This is a genomic window from Marisediminitalea sp. (assembly GCF_984433645.1).
Genome location: NZ_CFIDRX010000178.1, coordinates 2,920 through 8,947, shown reverse-complemented (window position 1 = coordinate 8,947; position 6,028 = coordinate 2,920). Strand labels below are relative to the sequence as shown.

General features: G+C 49.3%; 4 protein-coding genes. 1 reads left to right on the top strand and 3 read right to left on the bottom strand.

What is annotated here, in order from left to right; all coding sequences use genetic code 11:
* From AC4MRN_RS17345 to AC4MRN_RS17335, 3 genes are all read right to left on the bottom strand, one after another.
* Positions 1-140, bottom strand: a 140-nt coding sequence (locus AC4MRN_RS17345) for a DNA ligase LigA-related protein (protein WP_491203982.1), incomplete at its 3' end; no start/stop codon positions are given.
* A gap of 75 nt (positions 141-215) precedes the next feature.
* A complete protein-coding gene (zipA, locus tag AC4MRN_RS17340; protein ID WP_491203981.1) occupies positions 216-1,454 on the bottom strand; it encodes a cell division protein ZipA in 1,239 nt (412 codons plus the stop codon).
* A 21-nt stretch (positions 1,455-1,475) separates the two neighbouring features.
* On the bottom strand, positions 1,476-4,940 hold the full coding sequence (locus AC4MRN_RS17335; RefSeq protein WP_491203980.1) for a chromosome segregation protein SMC: 3,465 nt from the start codon (positions 4,938-4,940) through the stop codon (positions 1,476-1,478).
* Positions 4,941-5,162: 222 nt separating this feature from the next.
* Here AC4MRN_RS17335 and cysZ point away from each other — a divergent pair, with 222 nt between their 5' ends.
* Positions 5,163-5,912, top strand: coding sequence for a sulfate transporter CysZ (gene cysZ / locus AC4MRN_RS17330; RefSeq protein ID WP_073321399.1), 750 nt, complete (start codon positions 5,163-5,165; stop codon positions 5,910-5,912).
* Positions 5,913-6,028: the final 116 nt, after the last annotated feature.

Below are 6,028 nucleotides of genomic sequence, written 5' to 3'. Positions count from 1 at the left end.
AGGGCTTTTAATGCCTGAAAAACGCGATCGTACTCGCTGTCTGGCACAGTAGGATTGTCCAGTACATAATACTGGTAGTTATATTCATTGATGGTATCGCGCAACGCTTCCATTTGCGCGCTGATGGATTGTGTATTCATGAAGCGGTCTCACTAAGCACGCTGACTGCGCGCACAAGAAAGTTAGCAGGGCTGGCTAGCCAGCCCTCGGTGTATTTAGTGTTTGGCAATCATACGCTTGCGTTCGAAATCTCGTATCTTTTCGACGTATTGCTGAATGCCTTGTTTGGTTAATACGCTGCGTCGGCCGTCCAGGACCTGTGCATTAAATTCATCGGCGATTTTGCGAGCGGCATTGTGCATCATGTTAAACACCTGATGCGGGTCACCTTCAATAGGCAACAGCATAAACAACGACACACCCCGGGTAGTAAAGTTTTCCAGATTGTCGATATCGAAGTTACCTGGCTTGAACATATTTGCCAGACTAAATAACACCGGACCTTTACCGTTAGAATTTACATGGCGATGGAAGATATCCTGGTCGCCAAATTTGAAGCCCAGCGTGAGCAACATGGGCAACAAAGCTGCGCCACTTATAGGTGCATCTTCTGGCGCTCGAACGTTCAGGATCAACACTTCCTGTCCAACACTGGCGGCGTCTGCAGCCGGTTTTTCGGGTGCAGCATCGCTCGGAGGCGCTGTTTTTTGCGAATCATCAAAATCAATTTGCATCTGTTCGTCATCACCAAAATTGGGCTCCTGGCGACGTCGAATCGATTGTCGGGTTTTCTTCCGGGGTGCAGGCTTTTCAACTGGGGCCGGCGCTGCTTTGGTTGCTTCCGATAGTTTATCTTTCAGTGTATCGGGCGCTTCTTGTGCATCCAGGGAAAAATCAATCGTCGGCTCTTTTTCTGCCTGAGAAGGTGCCTCTGCTTTATGGGGTTCGGTGGGCGCTTCGTCTTTCAACAAAAACGACGGCGGGGCCGGAATAGCTTCACCCGCATCAGTGACAGATTCTTTTGTACTAAACTGCGGCTTAGGGTTAGATACCACAGAAGCATACAGTTTTTCAGCTTCTGGCTGTTTAGCCTCAGGCTGCTTAGTTTCTGAGTGAGGTGAGCTGTTCTCATCTTCCGAGTGCAATTCAGATTTAGTTTCAACGCTTTCACCAGAAACTACGCTGGCTTGCGCGATGTTTTCTTCATCGTCTGAATCGTCGGTATCGGGCGTATGGCCGCTTACTACACGAACGGAGCCTATACCGTATTCATCAAATTGCTCTGTTGAATTCTCATCGTCTGCAGCGTCGTCTTCCTGCCAATCCTGAGGTTCAATACGCGGGGGCTTTTTGGCTTTATTGTTCTTACGAATATTCCATAAGCCATGTGCTAATACGCCGATGATAAAAAAACCACCAAGCAGCAACAGTGACCAACGTAATTCATCTTCCATCGATTTCTATGCCCTGTGTCATTATGCTTCTACCAATGAAACGGCCTCGTCAACGTCCACGGCAACCATGCGGGAAACCCCTGGTTCTGCCATGGTCACGCCGGTTAAATGACTGGCCATCTCCATCGCGATTTTATTATGGGTAATATAAATAAACTGTACTGATTTCGACATTTCCGAAACCAGCTTACAAAAACGCCCTACGTTTGCGTCATCCAGCGGCGCGTCCACTTCATCGAGCAGGCAAAACGGTGCCGGATTCAGTCTGAATATCGCAAATACCAATGATAAAGCGGTTAGCGCTTTTTCTCCACCGCTAAGCAGATGAATTGTACTATTTTTCTTGCCAGGTGGACGTGCCATGATGGTCACGCCGGTTTCCAGCAAATCATCGTCGGTTAATGCCAGGTATGCCGAGCCTCCACCAAACACTTTCGGAAACAGTTGTTTCAGATCGTCATTCACTTGTTCGAAGGTGTGACTAAATCGGGTACGCGTCTCGCGGTCGATCTTGCGAATAGCATTTTGCAATGTGTCCAGCGCTTCATTCAGATCGTCAAATTGTGCATCCAAATGCGCCTTTCGTTCGGCCTGGATATCGTATTCTTCTACCGCAGCGAGGTTCACTGCGCCCAGTCGACTGATGGCGGCAGTCGTTTGCTCAAGTTCAGATTGGGTGCGCTTCTCCTCTGCGTCAGCGGGTAAATTTTCAAGGATGGTTTTCAGCGTGACATCAAGTTCATTGAACTGTTCAAGTATGGCCGCACCTCTTACTCTGACACCCTCAGCTTCAATTTTCAGGCTATCCAGCTCCTGCTGCCGTTTGGCGATCATAGCGAGTTGACCTTGTTGGCCCTGCATGGCTTCTGCCAGCATCGACTCAGCGTGTTCGAGTGCGTGTTGACGCTCACTTTTCTGCTCTTCCAACTGTTCTTTGTCCGCTAGATACGCCTGCAGTTGTTCTTTTTGCTCGTTTTCCGGACTAGCCAGGGATTCCAGCTCCCGGGACAGCGCTTCTTCGCGCCGCCTGGCGTCTTGCGACTGATTGTCCAGTTGTTGCTGCTGAGCAGCCGTACTTTGTTGTTTATTCCTCAGGTCCTGCAGTTGCAAAGCCTGTTCATGCAGCACCCGGGTATACTGTTCATATTGAGCGCGCTGACTGGCCACCTGTTGTTGTAAGCTTTGCCTTTTTGACGCTAACTGCTCCTGTTCTGCTGCTTGTTCTGCTAACTGCTCTTCCAGCGTCGCTAAATTTTCATTCAACATAGTCAACTCAATGGCTTCTTCTTCGAACTGGTCTTTTTGACGTGCCAGCTCGTCGTGTAAGCGTTGCTGCTTTTGTTGCTGTTGTTGCTGCTGTTCGCCAAGCCATTGAATTTGGTGGCTACGCTGTTGCAGTGCATTTTGTTCGGCTGACAACCGGCTTTGATGTTGTTTAAGCGTTTCCTGACACTGAGCAAGGCTAGCTTCGGCTTGCGACACTTGTTCCGTTAACGCGTTGACTGTTGTCTCTCCACCGGTAATGTCTCCAACCAACGCAGCGAGCGCTTGCGCGCGTTGTAACTGCCCTGCCTGTTCGTCTTTCTTACCCATGCGCAGCCAATCTTGTGCCAGCCATTCTCCCGACTCAGTAACAAACAGGTCAAACGACGTGTTGCCGAGCGACACTCTGGCTGCGGTTAAATCATCGGCCACGCCAATACGATTAAACACAGCAGGGACTGCAGGGTTATCTAACAATGCGGCAACAGAACCAGGCACTTTAATGTCAGTAAACTGCGCTTCTGTAAAATAATGAAAGCCCGGGGTAAACTCAGGCTGCGAAGCTAAACCACTCTCCAATGAACAGCCCTGTAATACCTGGGCATCACCGAGCAGTGTCAACACATGTTCGATTAATGCGGCCTTGCCCCTTGCCGGCGTTAACCACTCCCAAAGTGCCACTGCCTCTTCAGGCTGCGGCTGTTGAGGACTTGACGCTTTCTGTAAGGTTTCCAGAGCGGCATGTTGAGACTTCAATCGTTGTAATTCACCTTTCGCCTCAAGTAACGCTGCATTGCTGTCAGCGAGGTGCTTTTGCGATTCTGATACCTGAATTTCCGCTTCAAGCACTGCCTCAGTCAGGCCCTCCACCTGCATTTCAAGCTCGTGTTTCTCGGCTTCTAACTGCCGTAGACGACTCTCGAAATCATCCTGCGTGTATTCCCTGAGTTCCTGTTCCAGTTCACCAATGCGCTGCTGTGTACGCATCTGCATTTGCAGTAATGTTTGCACTTTACTGTGATGCGTATGCACTTGCTGTTTGTGCTGGTGGTAGGTCTGATCGGCTTGCTGAAATGCTCGCTCATGCTGTTGCAAAGCCTGCTCAGCTTCCTCTCTCGCAATGTCCAGTTGCTCGCAGGACGCTTGCTTCATTTCATATTCCGGCTCCAGCAACAACCGTTTTTCGGACAATTCCTCGTGTTGAACAGCCAACTGGGATCGGGTCTCGTCCAAGCGTGCTAGCTGCGCTTCCAATGCCGATAATTCTTGTTGGATCTGCTGTCGGCGCTGCTGATTGTGCTGAGCAGACTGCTCAAGACGGGATATGGCGGCACTTACTGTAAACAAAGACTGCTGTAATGTATCCAGTGCCAGTTTATTTTCCTGAGCGGCTACCCGGTATTTTTCAATACCGGCTTCATCACCTCGCTGTTTAGCGGTAAGTGCTTCGATATCATTTTTGACCTGCTCTTGTTGCTGTTGCAGCTTTTGTAGCTGATCATCCTGCTTTAACCATCGAATAGCGGCCAGCTCAGCTTTAAGTTGGCGTTCCTGGGTTTTGAGGGTTTTGTAGCGCCTTGCGGCGGCGGCCTGCCGTTGCAACTTATCGAGTTGGCGACCTAATTCACTGCGAACATCTTCCAGACGTTCAAGGTTGTCCTGAGTATGGCGAATGCGGTTTTCTGTCTCGCGACGTCGCTCTTTGTATTTGGAAATCCCAGCGGCTTCTTCAATAAAAACACGCAATTCCTGAGGCTTAGATTCGATTAATCGGGAAATCATTCCCTGCTCAATAATTGCATAGCTTCGCGGACCTAAACCGGTGCCCAGAAACAGATCGGTCACATCGCGGCGGCGACATTTACTGGCATTTAGATAATAAGTGGACACGGCGTCACGGGTAACGACGCGTTTAATTGATAATTCATTGTACTTGGCGTATTCGCCCGCGATCCTGCCACTGCTGTTGTCAAACACCAGCTCAACACTGCACTGACCTACCGCTTTACGCGCAGATGAGCCGTTAAAAATGACGTCTGTCATCGCATCGCCACGCAGATTTTTAGCAGAGCTTTCGCCCAGTACCCAACGCACCGCATCAATCACATTCGATTTGCCACAGCCGTTAGGACCGACAATCGCAGTCATATCACCGGGAAACGGGATACTGGTTGGGTCAACAAACGACTTGAAGCCGGCGAGCTTTATTTTTTTCAGGCGCATAATAACCCTCCGCATCGAAACGACATCGAGCGGACAGCGGACATGGCCGAAGAATAAAGCATTCCCGGACTAATTCTGTCGTGAGTTGAACGGTTCACGTGCGCACTGTTGAGTTGTTATTATTAGTTGAATGTAACAAAGTTCATCAACTGTAACAATTAACAATTCACTGTTATCCCTAACACTTTTATACTGATTTCTCTTGCATTATCTGGAGTTACTATGCCGCATCGAAGTGGATTTGGTTATTTTGGTTCAGGGTTTGACCTGATCACAACAAAAGGCCTGAAACGGTTTGTCTTTGTCCCGCTTTTCATCAATCTGGTGTTGTTCTCAACGGCATTTTATTTCTTACTGGGCGAAATTCAGGGCGGAATAGATTATATAACCGGGCTGATCCCGGACTGGCTGGGCTGGTTAAAAACCGCGATAAACTTCTTCGTCTGGCCGCTGGCCGTGATCAGCATTTTACTGTCGTTCGCATTGATTTTTGGCACCCTGGCAAATTGGATCGCCGCGCCATTTAACGGCCTGTTGGCTGAAAAAGTCGAGCGGCATTTAACCGGGCAAAGTCTGGGTGATGAAGGGCTAATGGCCATCGTCAAAGACTTGCCGCGTACGTTTGGCCGTGAAGTCACTAAGTTGATTTACTACTTGCCGAGGGCGCTGGGTTTTCTGTTACTGTTTTTCTTTTTACCGGTTATTGGCCAAATACTGTGGTTTTTATTTGGCGCCTGGATGATGGCCATCCAGTACTGTGACTACCCTTTCGATAACCACAAGGTCCCCTTTAAAACCATGCGCCTGCATTTGGGCGATCGCAAAAGTCTGAGTTTCTCGTTTGGCATTGCGGTGAATGTGATGGCGATGATCCCTATCATCAACTTTTTGGTAATGCCCGTTGCCATTTGTGGTGCGACCGCCATGTGGGTCAATGAATATCGGCCTACGGTGTTAAATCGGGATCAATAAGCGTCTCATCAGGCGCTGGTTCTGCTGGCAGTGGTAAAAACGCTGCCTTTTCCTGACGCACGCGCTCTAGCCAGAACGCGGCTTGTTCAGTTTGCTTTGCGCGTTGAAACGCCTGA

Bases quoted from the DNA above. Each gene is read 5' to 3' on its own strand.
- AC4MRN_RS17335 (WP_491203980.1), bottom strand. From the start codon at position 4,940: ATGCGCCTGAAAAAAATAAAGCTCGCCGGCTTCAAGTCGTTTGTTGAC.
- cysZ (WP_073321399.1), top strand. From the start codon at position 5,163: ATGCCGCATCGAAGTGGATTTGGTTATTTTGGTTCAGGGTTTGACCTG.
- zipA (WP_491203981.1), bottom strand. From the start codon at position 1,454: ATGGAAGATGAATTACGTTGGTCACTGTTGCTGCTTGGTGGTTTTTTT.